The organism is Brevibacterium sp. Marseille-P9724 (assembly GCF_902500275.1).
GTDB lineage: Bacteria > Actinomycetota > Actinomycetes > Actinomycetales > Brevibacteriaceae > Brevibacterium.
In genome coordinates, this window is the sequence record NZ_LR722992.1 from 92,307 (window position 1) to 107,846 (window position 15,540).

The window sequence follows — 15,540 nt, forward strand, 5'->3', positions numbered from 1 at the left end:
AGATGTTCCTTCCTTCGAAGTGTTTGTGCCCAGCTTCGCACAGCCGGGTTCACAAAACCTGAGAGCCCCCGCGGCCTGCCTTCCGCCTCGTCCCCCTGTGCGCAGTTGCGTCCCGACCAGACTGTGCCGCAGGTGCTATTCGGTGAGGTCCCCCGGCTCGTGCCCGAGGATTTCCTCGGCACCGGCAACGCCCTTGAGCAGTTCCGGATCGATCTGCTCGCCCGCTTTGATGACGGTGAACTGGCCGGTCTGCTCGAAGATGACACCGCGAACATCCTGCGGTTGGAAGATCCCGTTCTGGCGCAGCGCGGCATAGAGGTCAACGCGGGCCAAGTGGGCCCGCTTGAGCCTGTCTTCGAGGACTTCGCCATTGGCCATGACGACGATGGGGTGCGGGGCCGTGCGCGACTGCGCACCGAACCTGCGGTTGGCATACCGCATAATCGACGCGAGCGTCAGGATGCACACCAACGCTATGACGCCCGTGGCGAGCGTGGGCTTATTGCCGAGGATCACACGGCCGGCAACGGAGCCGAGCATGATGACCGCAATCGTGTCGGTCATGTACAGCGATGACAGCGAGCGCGCCCCGTAGAGTCTCACCAGCAGCGCCAGGAAGAAGTAGATGCCGATGGCGGCACCGATGATGAACGGCACCCGCCACAGTTCGATGCCGAGGTTCGCAGCGGTTTGGGACCACCATCCGACCGGAGGCGTCATTCCTGTTCCTCTCTTCTGCCCGGCGCACGTGTTCTGCCCAGCGCGCGGCGGGTGATGGGCCGGACTGACCAGCTGCGCATTGATGACGGTGCTCGCCAGCCGAATCGCAGCGACAGCAGGCGGAAGACGGTCACCATTGCAATGACCCCGACTTCAGCCCACCAGGCGATGAGGTCGATCTGGTAGAGCCCGGCGGTCACGGCCGCGCCGACGACGGCTGGGATGACGTAGAGGTCAGAGCTTTGGAACACGACCGGAACCCGGTTGGCGAAGACGTCGCGCAGCATGCCGCCGCCCACGCCGGTCATGAGTCCCAGCAGAATGGCCGACAGGATCGGCATGCCGTAGTGCAGGGCTTTCGTAGTGCCTATGACGACGAACACGCCCAGACCAATGGCGTCGAAGAACACGATGCCGCGTTCTGCCTGCACGACGCGCGGGCCGATCAGGTACACGATGACGCCTGCCGCTATGGGAATGAGCAGGTAGACGGGGTGCTCAAATGCCGCCGGACGGGTGGACAGGATGAGGTCGCGGGCGATTCCCCCGCCCGTGGCGGTGAGCATGCCCAGCACGATTCCGCCGGTGAGGTCGATGTTCTTTCGCGACGCCAGAAGGTTCCCCGACAGGGCGAACGCGAGAACGCCCACTAAGTCGAGGATGTAGAAGTACATTTCTGTCGACGGCATAGCGCCTCTATTATTGCTTGCCCGCCCTTTCAGCGCGGACTGTCTCGCCCTTGAAGACCGGTGGCCGTGCTCTCACCCGAACCTGGTGTCCTAGTCTGTGGTGTAAGGCACACAGCAGAAAGGCGGCCATGTTCAAGCAGTCGGACAAGCTCAAAGACGTGCTCTATGACCTGCGCGGTCCCGTTCTGGCAGAAGCCCAGAAAATGGAGGCCGCAGGGCACAAGATCCTCAAGCTCAACATCGGCAATCCGGCTCCGTTCGGCTTTGAAGCGCCCGATGCGGTGCTGGTCGACATGATCAAGCACCTGCCGGAGGCTCAGGGGTATTCAGACTCACGGGGTCTTCCGTCCGCTCGCCGTGCGGTTGTGCAGTATTACGAAACTCGTGGGATTGAGAACCTCGATTCTGACGAGGTGTTCTTGGGCAACGGCGTTTCTGAGCTCATCACGCTGTCACTGCAGGCACTGTGCAATCCCGGTGACGAAATTCTGGTGCCCAGCCCCGACTATCCGCTGTGGACCGCCTCGGTTGCCCTGTCCGGCGGCACGCCGGTGCACTACCGCTGTCTTGAAGAAGACGACTGGAACCCCGATCTCGAAGACCTGGAAGCGAAGATCACCCCGCGCACCAAGGGCATTGTGGTCATCAACCCGAACAACCCGACCGGTGCCGTGTATTCGCGTGAAACGCTCACCAAAATCGTGGAACTGGCCGACAAGAACGGACTGCTGATCTTTGCCGATGAAATCTACGAAAAGATCACCTACGGCGATGCACAGATGATCAACATGGCCTCGCTGACCGGGGAGGACGTGCTGTGTCTGACGTTCTCGGGGCTGTCGAAGGCCTACCGGGTGGCGGGCTATCGTTCCGGCTGGCTGGCCATCACCGGGCCGGACTGGAAAGCCCAGGACTACATTGCCGGGATCAAACTGCTGGCGGATATGCGCATGTGTGCCAATGTTCCTGCCCAGTACGCAATTCAGGCGTCCCTTGGCGGACGCCAGTCGATTGACGATCTTGTGCTGCCGCAGGGCCGCCTGGGCGCACAGATGGAACTGGCCACCCGCAGACTCAACGAAATCGACGGCGTGGACTGCGTGCCCGCCCAGGGTGCCCTGTACCTGTTCCCCCGTTTGGACAAGGACCGCTTCGGCATTGTCGACGATGAACAGTTCGCCCTGGACCTGCTGCGCGAACAGAAGATCCTCGTCAGCCACGGCACCGCCTTCAACTGGGAGGACACCGACCACTTCCGCCTGGTCACCCTGCCCAGCGTCACCGATCTGGCCGAAGCTCTCGACCGGCTTGAGGAGTTCCTGGCCAGCTACGACCAGAAGAGCATGCACGCATAAGCCGGGCGGCGCCTCGGCGGGGTGCTGCTCGTCTATTCTTAACGGGAAAGATTTCTTGGAGGCCCGATGTCCTGTTTTACGGTCGGTGTTGCCGGTGGGACCGGCAGCGGGAAGACGACGCTGACCCGTGCGCTGCTCGAACGGTTTTCCGGCCATTCTTCAGTTGTCTTCATGGACAACTACTACAAGGACCAGTCGCACCTGACGTGGGACGAACGGGTGGTGACCAATTACGACGCCCCCGAGGCCTTCGACGTCGAACTCATGGCCGATCACCTTCGGCAGCTGCGCGCTGGGCAGGCCGTTGACTGCCCCGTGTACAACTTCGCCGAACACAACCGTGCCGCTGAAACCATTCGCGTGGAGCCCTCCCCGGTTTTGGTGGTCGAGGGGATTCTGCTTCTGGCGCTGCCGGAGCTGACGGACCAGCTGGACCTCAAGCTGTTCGTCGACACGGACGCAGATGTGCGGATTCTGCGCCGCATTCAACGAGACGTCGTTGAACGCGGACGGTCACTGGCTTCGGTTGAAGAGCAGTACCTCAAAACGGTCAAGCCGATGCACGAACTCTACGTTGACCCGTCTAAGCGCACCGCGGACCTCATCGTCCCCGAAGGCGGACGCAACATCGTCGCCCTGGACACACTCATCAACAGGATCGAACGCGAAGTCAGCTGACCGGCTGCTGATTCCGAACAAGCACTTGCTGTTTTTGCATTAAGAATGCGGCGGGAGCAGAACGCTCCCGCCGCATTGTTGATCAGTTACTCAGACTGGCCCTTCAGACTCACGCAACTTCTTACGGCCGCGGTAGTAAGTATCTATAGCGTTCCAGGCTGACAGCCCGAAAGCCGAAACCATGCAGAAAAGCACCGCCTGGATACGGTTGTCCTGATTCCACACCAGCACTAGTACCAGGAGAGTCACACCGACAGCACCTACGGACAGGCCGCCGAACTTCTGCCAGCACTTCTTCTTCAACTTTGAAACTTCATGCTGCGTACTCATGTTCTAAGAGTAGAAGCGGATCCGCGGGCAGTCGACACCGTGGAATTGAACCCCTTACAACTTGAAAGAGATTCGCTAGAACTGCTCACCGTGACGAGTGGGTGTCATCGCTCAGCCTTCCGTGCAGCTGCCGAGTGACATCGTCCATTCCTATGAAGTGAACTTCTGTGCCCAGTTCGGCGTACTTGGTGACGATCGCATCCAGCGCGGTGACGGTCGAGGCGTCCCACACCCGCGTGTGCGTCATGTCGATCACCACAAGGTCGGGGTCTTCTGAATAGCCGAACTGCGTGGTGAGGTCATTGCTGGAAGCGAAGAACAGTTCACCGGTGACCGTGTAGCGGGCTCGCGCCCGGCTGCTGTCGGGATCACTGTCGAGGTGCCGCTCAACTTCCGCAAAGTGCGCCACCCTGCGCACAAAGAGGATCGCGGCTGCGATGACACCGGCCCCAACACCCACCGCCAGGTTGCCGCTGATGACGACGAACACAACGGTGATGAGCATGATCGCCGTTTCAGACTTCGGCATGCGCTTAAGCGTCTTCGGGGCGATCGAACGCCAGTCGAAGGTCTGGTAGACGACGATCATCATGACCGCCACAAGGGCAGCCATGGGGACCTGCCCAACAGTGTCCCCGAGCGTGACCACGAGGATCAGCAGAAACACTCCTGACAGGAAAGTTGAGATCCGCGTGCGGGCACCGGAGATCTTGACGTTGATCATCGTCTGCCCGATGACAGCGCAGCCGCCCATCGCACCGAAGAACCCGGAGACCATATTCGCGATTCCCTGGCCCATGCTTTCGCGGACCTTCCGCGAGTGCGTATCCGTGATCTCATCGACGAGTTTGGCAGTCAGCAGCGACTCCAACAGCCCGACAACCGCCATCGCCAAAGAGTAGGGCGCAATCGTTGTGAAGGTCTCCACGGTCAGCGGGACATCGGGCAGGAAGAAGCCGGGCAGGCTGCTGGGCAGTTCACCCTGATCACCGACGGTCGGCACGCTGATGCCGAAGGACACCACCGCAATCGTCATGAGCACGATTGTGATGAGGGGAGCCCACGCGCTGGGAAGGAAACGCGGAATCACGATCAGCAACACGAGTCCGGCTGCCACCAGCCAGTAGACAGCACTGGGCACATTGAACAGGTGCGGCAGCTGTGACATGAACACGAGGATCGCCAGAGCGTTGACGAAGCCGACCATGACACTGCGGGGTATGAACCGCATGAGCTTCGGTGCTCCCAACAGCGCCAGTGTCACCTGAAAGACTCCGGCGAGGATCACGGTGGCAATGAAATAGTCGAAACCGTACAGGCGCGAAACCGGGGCGATGACGAGCGCGACCGCCCCCGTAGCCGCCGAAATCATCGCCGGGCGGCCGCCGACTATCGATGTCACCACCGCCATGATGAAGCTGGCGAACAGACCGACCTTGGGGTCAACGCCCGCAATGACGGAGAACGCAATGGCCTCCGGAATGAGAGCCAGTGCCACCACCAGCCCGGCCAGCACCTCGCGCGACAGCATCTTCGGCGAGCGCAGCGCTTCCGCAACGGTCGGTTTGGCGCGGTAGCGGTTCGGATCTTCCGGCAGCGGGGTGAGGGTCTCCATGGCTCTAGGCTACGAGTGCCACACACCGGGTGTGCACGAGATTCCCCGAACACCCGCCCGAACGGCTTTCAGCGGGCGATTTCACAGGCCCGTCTGCTGGCCGAACCACGTCAGCTGATCGGCAAAGGCCGGCCGCCACACCTGCCACGAATGACCGCCGGGATATTCGCGCCATTCAAGCTGCATGCCGGCAGCCCGGCCTTCGTCACACAGCATTCTGAGCTCATGGCGGTAGCGATCGTCTTCAGCCCCGACTGAGAAGACTCCCCGCACCAAGGGATAGCGCCGCTGCTTCATGAGGTCAGCCGGGTTGTTCTGACTGTATGCGCGTTCATCCCCGTGAAAAATCACGTCGACAGCACTGGCTGAACCTGACACCTCGGGAGCTGCTTCACCGGAGAAGTTGAGCACCAGCGAATATGCATCAGGCGCCCGAGTCACAACCTGCAGCGCACACGTGCCGCCGTTCGACAGCCCGCCGATCCCCCACCTGTCTCTGTCATGGGTGACCTGAAGGTTCTTTTCAATCCAGTCAGGAACATCCCGCTGCAGATACTCAGCAACATTGCCTGCCTCGGAATCCGAACACAGCGGACTTGTGAGCGAACCGCCCAGCTGATCGACCACGACCACCACGGGAGCGGCACCGTCGTGTGCGGCGGCGTAGGCATCCAGGCTCATCTGCATTTCACCGGCATCAACCCACGTTCGCGGAGCCCCAGGCTGACCGGCCATGAGAACCAGCACGGGCAGATCCCTGCCGCCTGCGTGCTGGTAAACGGGCGGCAGATAGATGACAGCCGGGCGCGGATTCCACCCAGACCGCGCACCGGGCAGCTGCGCCTCGACAAGGGTTCCGCGCCCAGACACCTGCCCGTCCACGGGCCCCTGCGGAACATCGCCCAAGCTGCGGTAGTCCGCGCCCCCGCCCACAGCCCCAGCCAGTGTCCGGTAGGCCCCGAACCGCGCATTCATGGCACCCAACATTCCGGCGGTGCTCAACAACACTGCCACCGCGATCACGGCAGCTGTCGCCGCGCGGCCCAGCTTCCACAGCGGCTGCAGGCGCAGAAGCCTCGATAGGGCCGTCGCATCCAAGCCAACCAGCACCGGCTGGCGGGGCCACAGGGCCAACAGGGGGAGGAAAACGCCAACCCACAGCAGGGCCCAGATAATCCAACCGAAGGGATCCACAAAGGGCAGCCACAGAACATCGAATACGAACCAAGCGGCCACGGCAAATGCCGTGGGAACCCCGAGCACAAACATCCAGCCGGTCCGTGAAAAGTGCAGTCCGCGCAGCAGCACAACGACGATGACCGCTGCGACTATGAGAACACCGAAGGCGAACTCGGGCCCCGCTCCCAGCAGGAGAACACCGTCAAGGGCATTCCGAAGCCACGTCATCGTCGGTTCTCAGTCTTTGGATGAGCGCAGCAGCTCTGATCCCAAGCGCACGGTGTCGCGCACGCTGAGATTGGGCAGATAGGCGTGACTGACAGCGCGGGCAGCGCGAGCCAGATCAGCGACTTCGGGTACCGCCAACCACATGGTTTCCGTGCGCGGCTGGAATTTGTGCTTAAACGCGTACAGCGAATTGAAGCCGTAGACCGGTTCCAGGCGAGCGCTCAGCGCGGCAAGCACCGAGTGGATCATGCCCGGCTCATCGGCTTCTGTGACCAGAGGTGCGCCTGACAGCGACAGCACACGCAGCCCCTCATCCTGAGCGCTGATAATGGCCCGCGCAATGAGGAACTCCATGACCGGTCGGAAGCCGCCGTCGCGCCTGCGCATGAAGTCCAGCGTCAAACCGATGACCTCGCCGTCTTCGTACACCGGCATCCACGACGTCACCCCGTGGACCGTGCGGTCCTCGTCGACGGCGACAAGCAGGCGAACCTCTGGGTCGTCAAGCTCCGCGACCCCACCGAGTGTGAAGCCCATTTCCGGCAGGGGCTTCTGTTCGGCCCAGTGCTGCGAAATCGCCTCGATCTGATCCCGTATGGCCAGCGGCGCGCTCTCCCACGTCATCCACTCGGCTTCCACACCCTCCTTCTTCGCACGGTTAACAGCGGTGCGGACGTCTTGGAAGGCTTTGCCCTTGAACTCCACCTGGCCCAGATCGACCACGGTTTCGGTTGCCACCGGAACACAGGACCATCCCCAGCTGCGTGCGACATCGGCCGCGGCATCGTGTACGGAGTAGAAGATCGGCACCAGTCCCTGCCGAACCGCCCAGCGGGAGAATTCGTCCATGACGTCAGACAGTTCCTCCGGGCTGGCCGCCGGATCTGTGACAGTGAGAGCGGCACCATCGCGTCCGCGGAAGGCAATACCTGCCCGCCCGCTGCCGCTGATCCACACGCTGTTGTCTTTCCACGTAGTCATCCAGCCAAGCGTTCCCGCGCCCACCCTGCGCAGAATGTCGCGGTAGGGCACCGCCGTCTGGTCGCTGCTTTCGACCACTCCCCTGGTCACTGCGCGCAGAGCGACCACGACAATGACCGCCCACGGCACCAGGGTGCCGATGTCCAGGGCAAAGCGACCGAACGCATCGTCAGCTGTCAGGGGACCCACGGGGCTCAGAAGCCGCAGACCGGGCACGATGTGGATGATGTAGTCCCACACGAGCCTTCCGACTGTCGGGGTCTCACCCAGGTGGGAACGCAGAAGAAGACCCGCCGCCACAGCGACAACAGCACCCAGCACGACACCGGAGAAGACAAACAGCGTCAGCCTGCGGTACCACCCGGCGACAGGGCGAACCGGGAACAGCTTCCACTTCCACACAACCACCGCAATGACCAACAGTGGAATGATGATCGGCACGAACAGCTGCAGCCCCGGGCCGACGGCCGGATCAAGCCCCAGAACAGCACCGGATTCATCCCAGTAGCGGTACAGGCCGGAAATCGTGGCCGCGGCAATGGCAGAGCGCAGGAGAATGTAGGCCTGCAGGAGCACCGTGCCGATGGCCGCGGCCTGTCGACCCCGGCGCAGTCCGGGCAGGAAGCTCAGCTGCACCAGCCACGGCATAGCCAGGCGGATAATCGAGCCCAGGCTGGTGCTGCGGCTGAAGGCCTCTGCCCGCTGGCACGCCGCTTCGGTCCCGGATGCGCACACCGCCTCTATCTGTTCGGGTGTGATTGACGCTTCAAACAGGTATCGCACCGAGGCCAGGGGGCCGATGAAGTATTCGGCGCGCATTGAAATCACGGATGCGGCGATGATCGCCACGATTCCGGTGACGATGAATTCACGCGCTTCAAGCCGCGAACCCACGCGGCGCTTGGGGATGGGCCCGCCGATCACACGGCCGGCAGCAAGCCCGATGCCCACCGCCACCAGGTGTTCGAAGTCCCGCGCCTCACCTGCGCACGTGACCATCACGGCCAGGTACACGCCCACCAGCAGAATCACCCGGCGGCGCATAACGCCCTCCGTCAATCCGGCCGCAGCAACCCCGGTGGCAAACAGCCACGCTCCAACGGACGAGGACGGGGTCTCGGCAAACACGCGGAACCATTCCACGGGGGTGTGGGCGAGCGCCCTGGACACGAGTGTGACGAGCACAATTGAGGCCGTGTGCCCGACGACGCCGATGATCGCATACCTCAGCGAACCGAGTCTGCGCTCGGCCCAGATGCCCACAGCAAGCACCAGGACTACGACCGCCGCGAAGTAGCAGGGGCTGACCGAACCAGACGGCAGCAGCCGTACGAGGATCCCGGACTCATCGCCAGCTGGAGTTTCTGCCACAGCGGACCGTTGGAAGTCCCAGCCCGCGAGGACCAGCACGGCAAACACCGTGCTCACGGGCCCAGACCGCAGCCATTCGACGCAGGCGTGCAGCGCTGCACGGCCGCGCATCGGTGCGGTTTCTTCTTGCACTGAACTAGTCATAAGGCTGATAACTCTATAGCCCAATTTCTTCGTACGTCGTCAGGTTTTCCTCCGCTTTTCCAAAGGTTTTCCTCCCTGCCGCCTAGAATGGGGCCTGTGAACGGCAGACGATTATGACGAGCAATTTCTCAAACTCGACCACACTCGCCGACGGCCGTGTGCTCGTGTGGGACGAATGGGGCGAGCCCACCGGTGTGCCGCTGCTGTACGTCCACGGCACCCCGGGTTCTGGCCGCGAAGCTCAGGTTCTGCACCACGCCGCCGGACGTTTGGGAATCAGGATCATCGCCCCGCACCGGCCGGGCTATGGCGGTTCTACGCACCTGCCGGGGCGCAGCGTTCTCGAATGGGCCGAGGACGCGTACACGCTGCTCGATCAACTGGGCCTGCCCGCTGCCATGCTTCTGGGCTTTTCCGGGGGCGGTCCACACGCTATCGCCTTTGCGCTGCGCTATCCGAACCGGGCCAGCGCTGTCGGTCTGATTGCGCCTGCCGGTTCGCCCACCGGTGTTTCTGCTGTGGTCTCACGAGGCGCCTGGGCGGTTGGCATGCCCGTTCTGGCCGGGATTCTGGGGCTGCCGCGGTTGGGTCGGCGGCTGGTTGCCCGGTCCGGCAGCCGCCGACGGTCACTGCGTGCGGCCAGCATTTTCACTGCTTCTTTGGATACTGCCGTCGGCCGGGGCCGTGAGCACCTGCGCGGTGCCGTGCGCGATTCCTGGGCGATCTACGGTCCGTGGAGCCGTTTCCTCAACTGGAATCAAAAGGGGCTGCCGCCGTTCCTGCTGTGGCACGGCGAAGACGACACTACCGTAAAGCCCGAGGTCAGCCACCGCATCAGCCGTGCGCTCGCTGGTTCGCAGCTGACGATTCTGCCCGGTGTGGGGCACGTCAACGCCCTGTCTGAGCACGGCGAAACGATCCTGAGTGAACTGAAAAGCGCAGCGGAATCCGCGCGCTGAGAACAACTCAAACGATCGTTTGGTTTGTGTTAGCTTAGACACAAACTGCTCCCCAGATCGGAGGACACTGATGTCAGACGCGTACATCTATGACGCAGTGCGAACCCCGCGCGGTAAGAACCGCGGCGGCGCACTGCACGGCACCAAACCCATTGACCTCGTGACCGGCCTCATCGACGCCGTTCTCGAACGCAACCCCCAGGCTGACCCCAACCAGATCGACGACATCGTGCTCGGTGTTGTCACCCCCGTTGACGAACAGGGTGCGGTCATCGCCCGCACCGCAGCGATTGCCGCCGGACTGCCCGACACCGTGGCAGGTGTGCAGCTCAACCGGTTCTGCGCCTCGGGCCTGGAAGCCGTCAACACGGCTGCCCAGAAAACCTCGGCCGGATGGGACCAGCTGGTGCTCGCCGGCGGTGTCGAATCCATGTCCCGCGTCCCCATGGGCGCAGACGGCGGCGCGTGGGCAGAAGACCCACAGACGGCCTACCACTCCTACTTCGCACCGCAGGGCATCGGCGCTGACCTCATCGCCACCACCGAAGGCTTCACCCGCGAAGACTGCGACGCATACGCCGTCGAATCGCAGAAGCGCGCCGAGAACGCCTGGCAGAACGGCTACTTCGACAAGTCGATCGTCCCGGTCAAAGACATGAACGGCTTCACCGTTCTGGCAGAAGACGAACACCGCCGCCCCGGCACCACCGTGGACGACCTCGCCAAGCTCAAGCCGTCCTTCACCAAACTCGGCGAAGAAGTCGGCTTCGACGCTGTCGCACTGCAGAAGTACACACACATCGAGAAGATCAACCACGTCCACCACGGCGGAAACTCCTCCGGCATCGTCGACGGCGCGGCGCTGACGCTGGTCGGCACCAAGGAAATCGGCGACAAGCTCGGCATGAAGCCGCGTGCGCGCATCGTCGCCACCGCCGTCACCGGTTCGGACCCGACGATTATGCTGACCGGGCCCACCCCGGCCACCGAAAAGGTGCTCAAGACCGCGGGGCTTAAGGTTGAAGACATCGACCTTTTCGAACTCAACGAAGCATTCGCGGCTGTTGTGCTCAAGTGGATGAAGGACCTCAACATCCCGCACGACAAGGTCAACGTCAACGGCGGCGCCATCGCCATGGGCCACCCGCTGGGTGCCACCGGCGCCATGATCCTGGGCACGCTGCTGGACGAACTCGAGCGCCGTGACCTCAAGCGCGGCCTCGCCACCCTGTGCATCGGCGGCGGCATGGGCATCGCAACCATCATCGAGCGAGTCTGAGGGGAAGAACCATGACTGAATACACCGGATACGACTGGTCCCAGAGCCCCGACGGAATCGTCACCATCACAATGGACGATCCCAACAGCGGCGCCAACATCATGAACCAGCACTTCCTCACCTCGCTCGAAGGAACCGTCGAGCGCCTGGAAGCGGAAGTCGACTCCATCACCGGCGTCGTCATCAAGAGCGCCAAGAAGAAGATCTGGTTCGCAGGAGCTGACCTCACCGGCTTCCTCAACATGCCGCAAGAGGCACTGGAACCCGAATTCGAAAAACTCGAACACACCAAAGCCCTCATGCGCCGACTGGAGCAGCTGGGCAAGCCGGTCGTCGCAGCCATCAACGGTGCGGCACTTGGCGGCGGCTTCGAAGTTGCGCTGGCCTGCCACCACAGGATCGCCGCATCTGACAACGGCCGCATCCAGCTGGGTCTGCCCGAAGTCAGCCTGGGCCTGCTGCCCGGCGGCGGCGGTGTCACCCGTGTGACCCGCATGCTTGGCCTGCAGAAAGCACTCCAGAACGTCATCCTGCCGGCCAAGCCGTTCGACCAGGAAAAGGCACTGGCCATCGGGCTGATCGACAACGTCGTGCCCCTGGACCAGATGGACGAAGCTGCCCGCGCCTGGATCAAGGAAAACCCGGCACCCGTCAAGCCGTGGGACGAACGCGGTTTCAAGATTCCCGGCGGTGCACCGAAGGACAACCAGGGCCTCGTGGCTGCACTTCCCGCCCAGCTGCGCAAGCAGCTCAAGGGTGCCCCCATGCCGGCCCCGCTTGCCGCAATGTCAGCGGCAGTCGAAGGTGCCCGCGTGGACTTCGACACCGCCTCGACAATTGAGTCCCGTTACCTGATCAGCCTGCTCGCGCACCCCACGTCGACCAACATGATCACGGCGTTCTTCTTCAACATGCAGGCCATCAAGGCCGGCAAGTCCCGCCCCGAGGGCTTTGAGAAGTTCCAGGCCACCAAGGTCGGTGTTCTCGGTGCCGGCATGATGGGTGCTGCCATCGCCTACGTCAGCGCGAAGGCCGGCATCGACGTTGTGCTGAAGGACGTGTCGAAGGAAGCAGCCGAAAAGGGCAAGGACTACGCCCGGAAGCTCGAAGCCAAGGCGCTTGAGCGCGGCCGCACCACCGAAGACAAGTCGCAGGCACTCCTGGACCGCATCACCACCACCGGTGACGCTGCTGACTTCAAGGGCGTTGACTTCGTCATCGAAGCTGTTTTCGAGAACGTCGACGTCAAACAGCAGGTGTTCCAGGAAATCCAAGATGTCGTCGAACCCGACGCTGTTCTCGGTTCCAACACCTCGACCCTGCCGATCACCACGTTGGCAGAAGGTGTCGAGCGCAAGGAAGACTTCATCGGCATCCACTTCTTCAGCCCTGTCGACAAGATGCCGCTGGTGGAGATCATCCGCGGCGAGAAGACCTCGGATGCTGTGCTTGCGAAGACCTTCGACTTCGTTCAGCAGATCCGCAAGACGCCCATCGTGGTCACCGATTCGCGCGGCTTCTTCACCTCGCGCGTCATCGGTACGTTCCTCATGGAGGCCATCGGCATGGTCGGTGAGGGCGTCGAACCGCAGATGATCGAACAGGCTGCCCTGCAGGCCGGCTACCCCGCCGGTCCGCTGCAGCTGATGGACGAACTGACGCTCACCCTGAACAAGAAGATCGCGGACGCAACCCGCGCAGGCAACCAGGCTGAGGGCAAGCGCTTCGAAGAGTTTGGTCAGGACGTTGTTGCCTGGATGCTCGACGAAGGTCGCCCCGGACGCAAGGACGGCGCAGGCTTCTACGAATACGAAGACGGCCAGCGCGCCCGCCTGTGGCCAGGTCTGCGTGAGAAGTACAACTCCAAGCACGAAGGCGTCGACATTCACGAACTGGGCGAGCGCATGCTGTTCGCTGAGGCAATCGACTCCGTCAACTGCCTGGAAGAGGGCGTTCTCACGACCGTGGCCGATGGCAACATCGGTTCGATCCTCGGCATCGGCTTCCCCGCCTGGACCGGTGGTGTGCTCCAGTACATCAACGGCTACCCCGGCGGCATGAAGGCCTTTGTTGCCCGCGCTGAAGAGTTCGCGCAGAAGTACGGCGAACGCTTCGCACCTTCGGAATACCTCAAGAAGCGTGCAGAGGCAGGCGAAGCCTTCCTCTGATCCGCGTGTGATGCGTGTGGCTGGGTAGTTGCCGCGCAGGCGCGGGGACGTGAACTGATACAGCTGCGGGGGCGGTTGCGGACTTTTCCGCGACCGCCCCCGCAGCTGTTTTTCTTGCCTACTCGGCAGTTCTGCTGTCTAGGTGGAATACGGAGGCGAAAACGGCGATTTCCCCTCCGTATTCCGGCTAGACGGCAGAGTAACTTTGGCAGGCGGGTGACTGAGTGGGTGGGGGGCCACCGGCACCTCTGGTTGCGTCAGCCGGTGATGGCTCGCACCGCCAGGTAGAACACGCTCGGGCCCAGCAGGCAGCCCAGACCGGTGTAGAACGTGGCGGTCATGGCGCCGTAGGGCACCAGGCGTTCATCAGTGGCGGCGAGCCCTGCGGCGACACCGGAGGTTGTGCCCATCAGCCCGCCGTAGATCATGGCGGATTTGGGGTTGTTCAGTCCGATGAGCTTCGCGGCAATAGGCGTCCCAATCATGACGAGCACCGACTTGACCAGACCCGCGGCGACGGACAGGGCAATGACGGTTTCGGATGCGCCGACTGCGGTTCCGGTGACCGGGCCGACTATGTAGGTGGCTGCTCCCGCACCGATTGTTGCGATTGATTCCGCGTCCCGGTAGCCGAAAGCCACGGCAACACCGGCCCCGACGACGAACGACAGCACTACACCGATGATGAGCGACAGCGCACCGGGCAGCCCGGAGCGTTTGAGTTCGCGCACATCGATCCCGTAGGCAGTTGCGACAATTGCGAAGTCACGCAGCATGGAACCGCCCAACAGCGCCATGCCGCCGAAGACTGCGATGTCTGAAATGCCCTTCTTGCCGCCGGTTGCCAGTCCGCCGAAGTAGGCGAGCACCAGGCCCAGCACGATTGCGATGGCCGAGGCCTGCAGCCGTCCGCCCGTGAGGGCTTTTGACAGCCAGCCGGAGACGATCATGATGACTGCAACGACCACGAACGCCACCAGCAGGTCGAGGTCTTCAAGGACTGAGAGAACTGTGTCGAGCATCAGCGGTCACCGCCTTCGGGTGCGTCGGCTGGTTCTGCAGCGTCGGCTGGTTCCTCGATATTCGGCAGAGGTTCGCTCGGGGCACCGATTTTGGAAAGCAGCGGCACCATGGCCAGGCTGGCGACAGTTGCGGCAGCACCGGCGGCCAGGGCAACGGGACCGGCGCCGACAGCCGCGTAGACGTTTTGGATTGCGGCCATTGCTACGACAATCGGAATGTACATGGCGTTCCAGAACAGCACACCGTGTTCTGTCGGAGTGGGCAGTTTGCCTTTGCTGCGAAGCCATGTGGTCAGCGCAATCAGGAGGATCATGCCGAAGCCCACTCCCCCGACGTTGGCATCTACGCCCAGAAGCTGGCCGAGGATTTCGCCGATGATGGTGCCTGCCAGCACGCTTGCGGCGAGCGCGGCGACTCCGTAGAGAATCATCGCTCGCTCCTTTCGGATAAACGGTTAGAGGATTGACAGGTTGAAAGCTGCGACTGCGCACAGAAAAGCCGGTCCGCGGCGGGCGGACCGGCTTTCAGTTCAGATGGTTCAGCTGGTGGGCTTTGCCAGCTGGTCGGTCTTGGGCTGGTGCGCAGCGTGGTTGAAGAACGCGCGACGGCCGAGTTCGTAGATCCAGCACATGACCCAGCCGATGGCGACGCACAGTGCGGGCAGGAGGACCCACATGGCAACGAAGACGATAAGGGCGATGATCGCACCGATGACCTGCATAAGCGACCTCTTCACTAAAGCGGATTAGGACATTCGAACCCAGTCTACCCCGTCCAGCGTTTGTGCACACTTTTCCGGGCGGGCTCTCAGGTGCCAGCCG

The 15,540-nt window shown here is 62.7% G+C and carries 14 protein-coding genes; 5 read left to right on the forward strand and 9 right to left on the reverse strand.

The features are described 5' to 3' along the window. Positions 1-135 precede the first annotated feature (135 nt). Positions 136-720 carry a DUF421 domain-containing protein gene (locus tag GC119_RS05220; protein ID WP_070776714.1) on the reverse strand — a complete coding sequence of 195 codons (585 nt, stop codon included), beginning with the start codon at positions 718-720 and terminating at the stop codon, positions 136-138. After that, entirely contained in the window at positions 717-1,409 is a 693-nt protein-coding gene (locus GC119_RS05225) for a trimeric intracellular cation channel family protein (RefSeq protein ID WP_151952624.1), read from the reverse strand. The genes GC119_RS05220 and GC119_RS05225 overlap by 4 nt, the downstream gene beginning before the upstream one ends. Positions 1,410-1,537: 128 nt before the next feature. Here GC119_RS05225 and GC119_RS05230 point away from each other — a divergent pair, with 128 nt between their 5' ends. Continuing rightward, the gene (locus tag GC119_RS05230) at positions 1,538-2,764 is read left to right on the forward strand and encodes a pyridoxal phosphate-dependent aminotransferase (protein WP_151952625.1); all 1,227 of its coding nucleotides are present in this window, start codon (positions 1,538-1,540) and stop codon (positions 2,762-2,764) included. 66 nt (positions 2,765-2,830) lie between these two features. Then, complete coding sequence (udk, locus tag GC119_RS05235; protein WP_151952626.1) at positions 2,831-3,442, forward strand: uridine kinase; 612 nt, start codon at positions 2,831-2,833, stop codon at positions 3,440-3,442. Between the two features lie 90 nt (positions 3,443-3,532). Here the strand turns inward: udk and GC119_RS05240 are convergent, their stop codons facing one another. The 4 genes from GC119_RS05240 to GC119_RS05255 all read right to left on the reverse strand — a co-directional run bounded on the left by GC119_RS05240 (position 3,533) and on the right by GC119_RS05255 (position 9,290). Next, positions 3,533-3,772 (reverse strand): hypothetical protein, encoded by a 240-nt coding sequence (locus GC119_RS05240; protein WP_151952627.1) that lies wholly within the window; start codon positions 3,770-3,772, stop codon positions 3,533-3,535. 85 nt (positions 3,773-3,857) lie between these two features. Beyond that, positions 3,858-5,387 carry a SulP family inorganic anion transporter gene (locus GC119_RS05245; RefSeq protein WP_151952628.1) on the reverse strand — a complete coding sequence of 510 codons (1,530 nt, stop codon included), beginning with the start codon at positions 5,385-5,387 and terminating at the stop codon, positions 3,858-3,860. A gap of 81 nt (positions 5,388-5,468) precedes the next feature. Further along, entirely contained in the window at positions 5,469-6,794 is a 1,326-nt protein-coding gene (locus GC119_RS05250; RefSeq protein ID WP_151952629.1) for an alpha/beta hydrolase, read from the reverse strand. A 9-nt stretch (positions 6,795-6,803) separates the two neighbouring features. After that, a complete protein-coding gene (locus GC119_RS05255) occupies positions 6,804-9,290 on the reverse strand; it encodes a bifunctional lysylphosphatidylglycerol flippase/synthetase MprF (protein WP_151952630.1) in 2,487 nt (828 codons plus the stop codon). Between the two features lie 113 nt (positions 9,291-9,403). Here GC119_RS05255 and GC119_RS05260 point away from each other — a divergent pair, with 113 nt between their 5' ends. The 3 genes from GC119_RS05260 (at position 9,404) to GC119_RS05270 (ending at position 13,696) form a co-directional block, all read left to right on the forward strand. Next, complete coding sequence (locus GC119_RS05260) at positions 9,404-10,249, forward strand: alpha/beta fold hydrolase (protein WP_151952631.1); 846 nt, start codon at positions 9,404-9,406, stop codon at positions 10,247-10,249. Positions 10,250-10,319: 70 nt separating this feature from the next. Continuing rightward, on the forward strand, positions 10,320-11,528 hold the full coding sequence (locus GC119_RS05265; protein ID WP_256282542.1) for an acetyl-CoA C-acetyltransferase: 1,209 nt from the start codon (positions 10,320-10,322) through the stop codon (positions 11,526-11,528). 11 nt (positions 11,529-11,539) lie between these two features. Further along, on the forward strand, positions 11,540-13,696 hold the full coding sequence (locus tag GC119_RS05270; RefSeq protein WP_151952632.1) for a 3-hydroxyacyl-CoA dehydrogenase NAD-binding domain-containing protein: 2,157 nt from the start codon (positions 11,540-11,542) through the stop codon (positions 13,694-13,696). 257 nt (positions 13,697-13,953) lie between these two features. On the opposite strand, the gene madM is transcribed toward GC119_RS05270, so the two are convergent. The 3 genes from madM to GC119_RS05285 all read right to left on the reverse strand — a co-directional run bounded on the left by madM (position 13,954) and on the right by GC119_RS05285 (position 15,440). Further along, a complete protein-coding gene (madM, locus tag GC119_RS05275; protein ID WP_151952633.1) occupies positions 13,954-14,718 on the reverse strand; it encodes a malonate transporter subunit MadM in 765 nt (254 codons plus the stop codon). After that, positions 14,718-15,149, reverse strand: a complete 432-nt coding sequence (gene madL / locus GC119_RS05280; protein ID WP_083304222.1) for a malonate transporter subunit MadL — start codon at positions 15,147-15,149, stop codon at positions 14,718-14,720. Before madL ends, madM begins: the two co-directional genes overlap by 1 nt. 108 nt (positions 15,150-15,257) lie before the next feature. Then, on the reverse strand, positions 15,258-15,440 hold the full coding sequence (locus GC119_RS05285) for a hypothetical protein (protein WP_070575935.1): 183 nt from the start codon (positions 15,438-15,440) through the stop codon (positions 15,258-15,260). Between the last annotated feature and the right edge of the window lie 100 nt (positions 15,441-15,540).

Bases quoted from the DNA above. Each gene is read 5' to 3' on its own strand.
- GC119_RS05230 (WP_151952625.1), top strand. From the start codon at position 1,538: ATGTTCAAGCAGTCGGACAAGCTCAAAGACGTGCTCTATGACCTGCGC.
- GC119_RS05245 (WP_151952628.1), bottom strand. From the start codon at position 5,387: ATGGAGACCCTCACCCCGCTGCCGGAAGATCCGAACCGCTACCGCGCC.
- GC119_RS05240 (WP_151952627.1), bottom strand. From the start codon at position 3,772: ATGAGTACGCAGCATGAAGTTTCAAAGTTGAAGAAGAAGTGCTGGCAG.
- GC119_RS05285 (WP_070575935.1), bottom strand. From the start codon at position 15,440: ATGCAGGTCATCGGTGCGATCATCGCCCTTATCGTCTTCGTTGCCATG.
- GC119_RS05260 (WP_151952631.1), top strand. From the start codon at position 9,404: ATGACGAGCAATTTCTCAAACTCGACCACACTCGCCGACGGCCGTGTG.
- GC119_RS05220 (WP_070776714.1), bottom strand. From the start codon at position 720: ATGACGCCTCCGGTCGGATGGTGGTCCCAAACCGCTGCGAACCTCGGC.
- madM (WP_151952633.1), bottom strand. From the start codon at position 14,718: ATGCTCGACACAGTTCTCTCAGTCCTTGAAGACCTCGACCTGCTGGTG.
- GC119_RS05225 (WP_151952624.1), bottom strand. From the start codon at position 1,409: ATGCCGTCGACAGAAATGTACTTCTACATCCTCGACTTAGTGGGCGTT.
- GC119_RS05255 (WP_151952630.1), bottom strand. From the start codon at position 9,290: ATGACTAGTTCAGTGCAAGAAGAAACCGCACCGATGCGCGGCCGTGCA.
- GC119_RS05265 (WP_256282542.1), top strand. From the start codon at position 10,320: ATGTCAGACGCGTACATCTATGACGCAGTGCGAACCCCGCGCGGTAAG.
- GC119_RS05270 (WP_151952632.1), top strand. From the start codon at position 11,540: ATGACTGAATACACCGGATACGACTGGTCCCAGAGCCCCGACGGAATC.
- madL (WP_083304222.1), bottom strand. From the start codon at position 15,149: ATGATTCTCTACGGAGTCGCCGCGCTCGCCGCAAGCGTGCTGGCAGGC.
- udk (WP_151952626.1), top strand. From the start codon at position 2,831: ATGTCCTGTTTTACGGTCGGTGTTGCCGGTGGGACCGGCAGCGGGAAG.
- GC119_RS05250 (WP_151952629.1), bottom strand. From the start codon at position 6,794: ATGACGTGGCTTCGGAATGCCCTTGACGGTGTTCTCCTGCTGGGAGCG.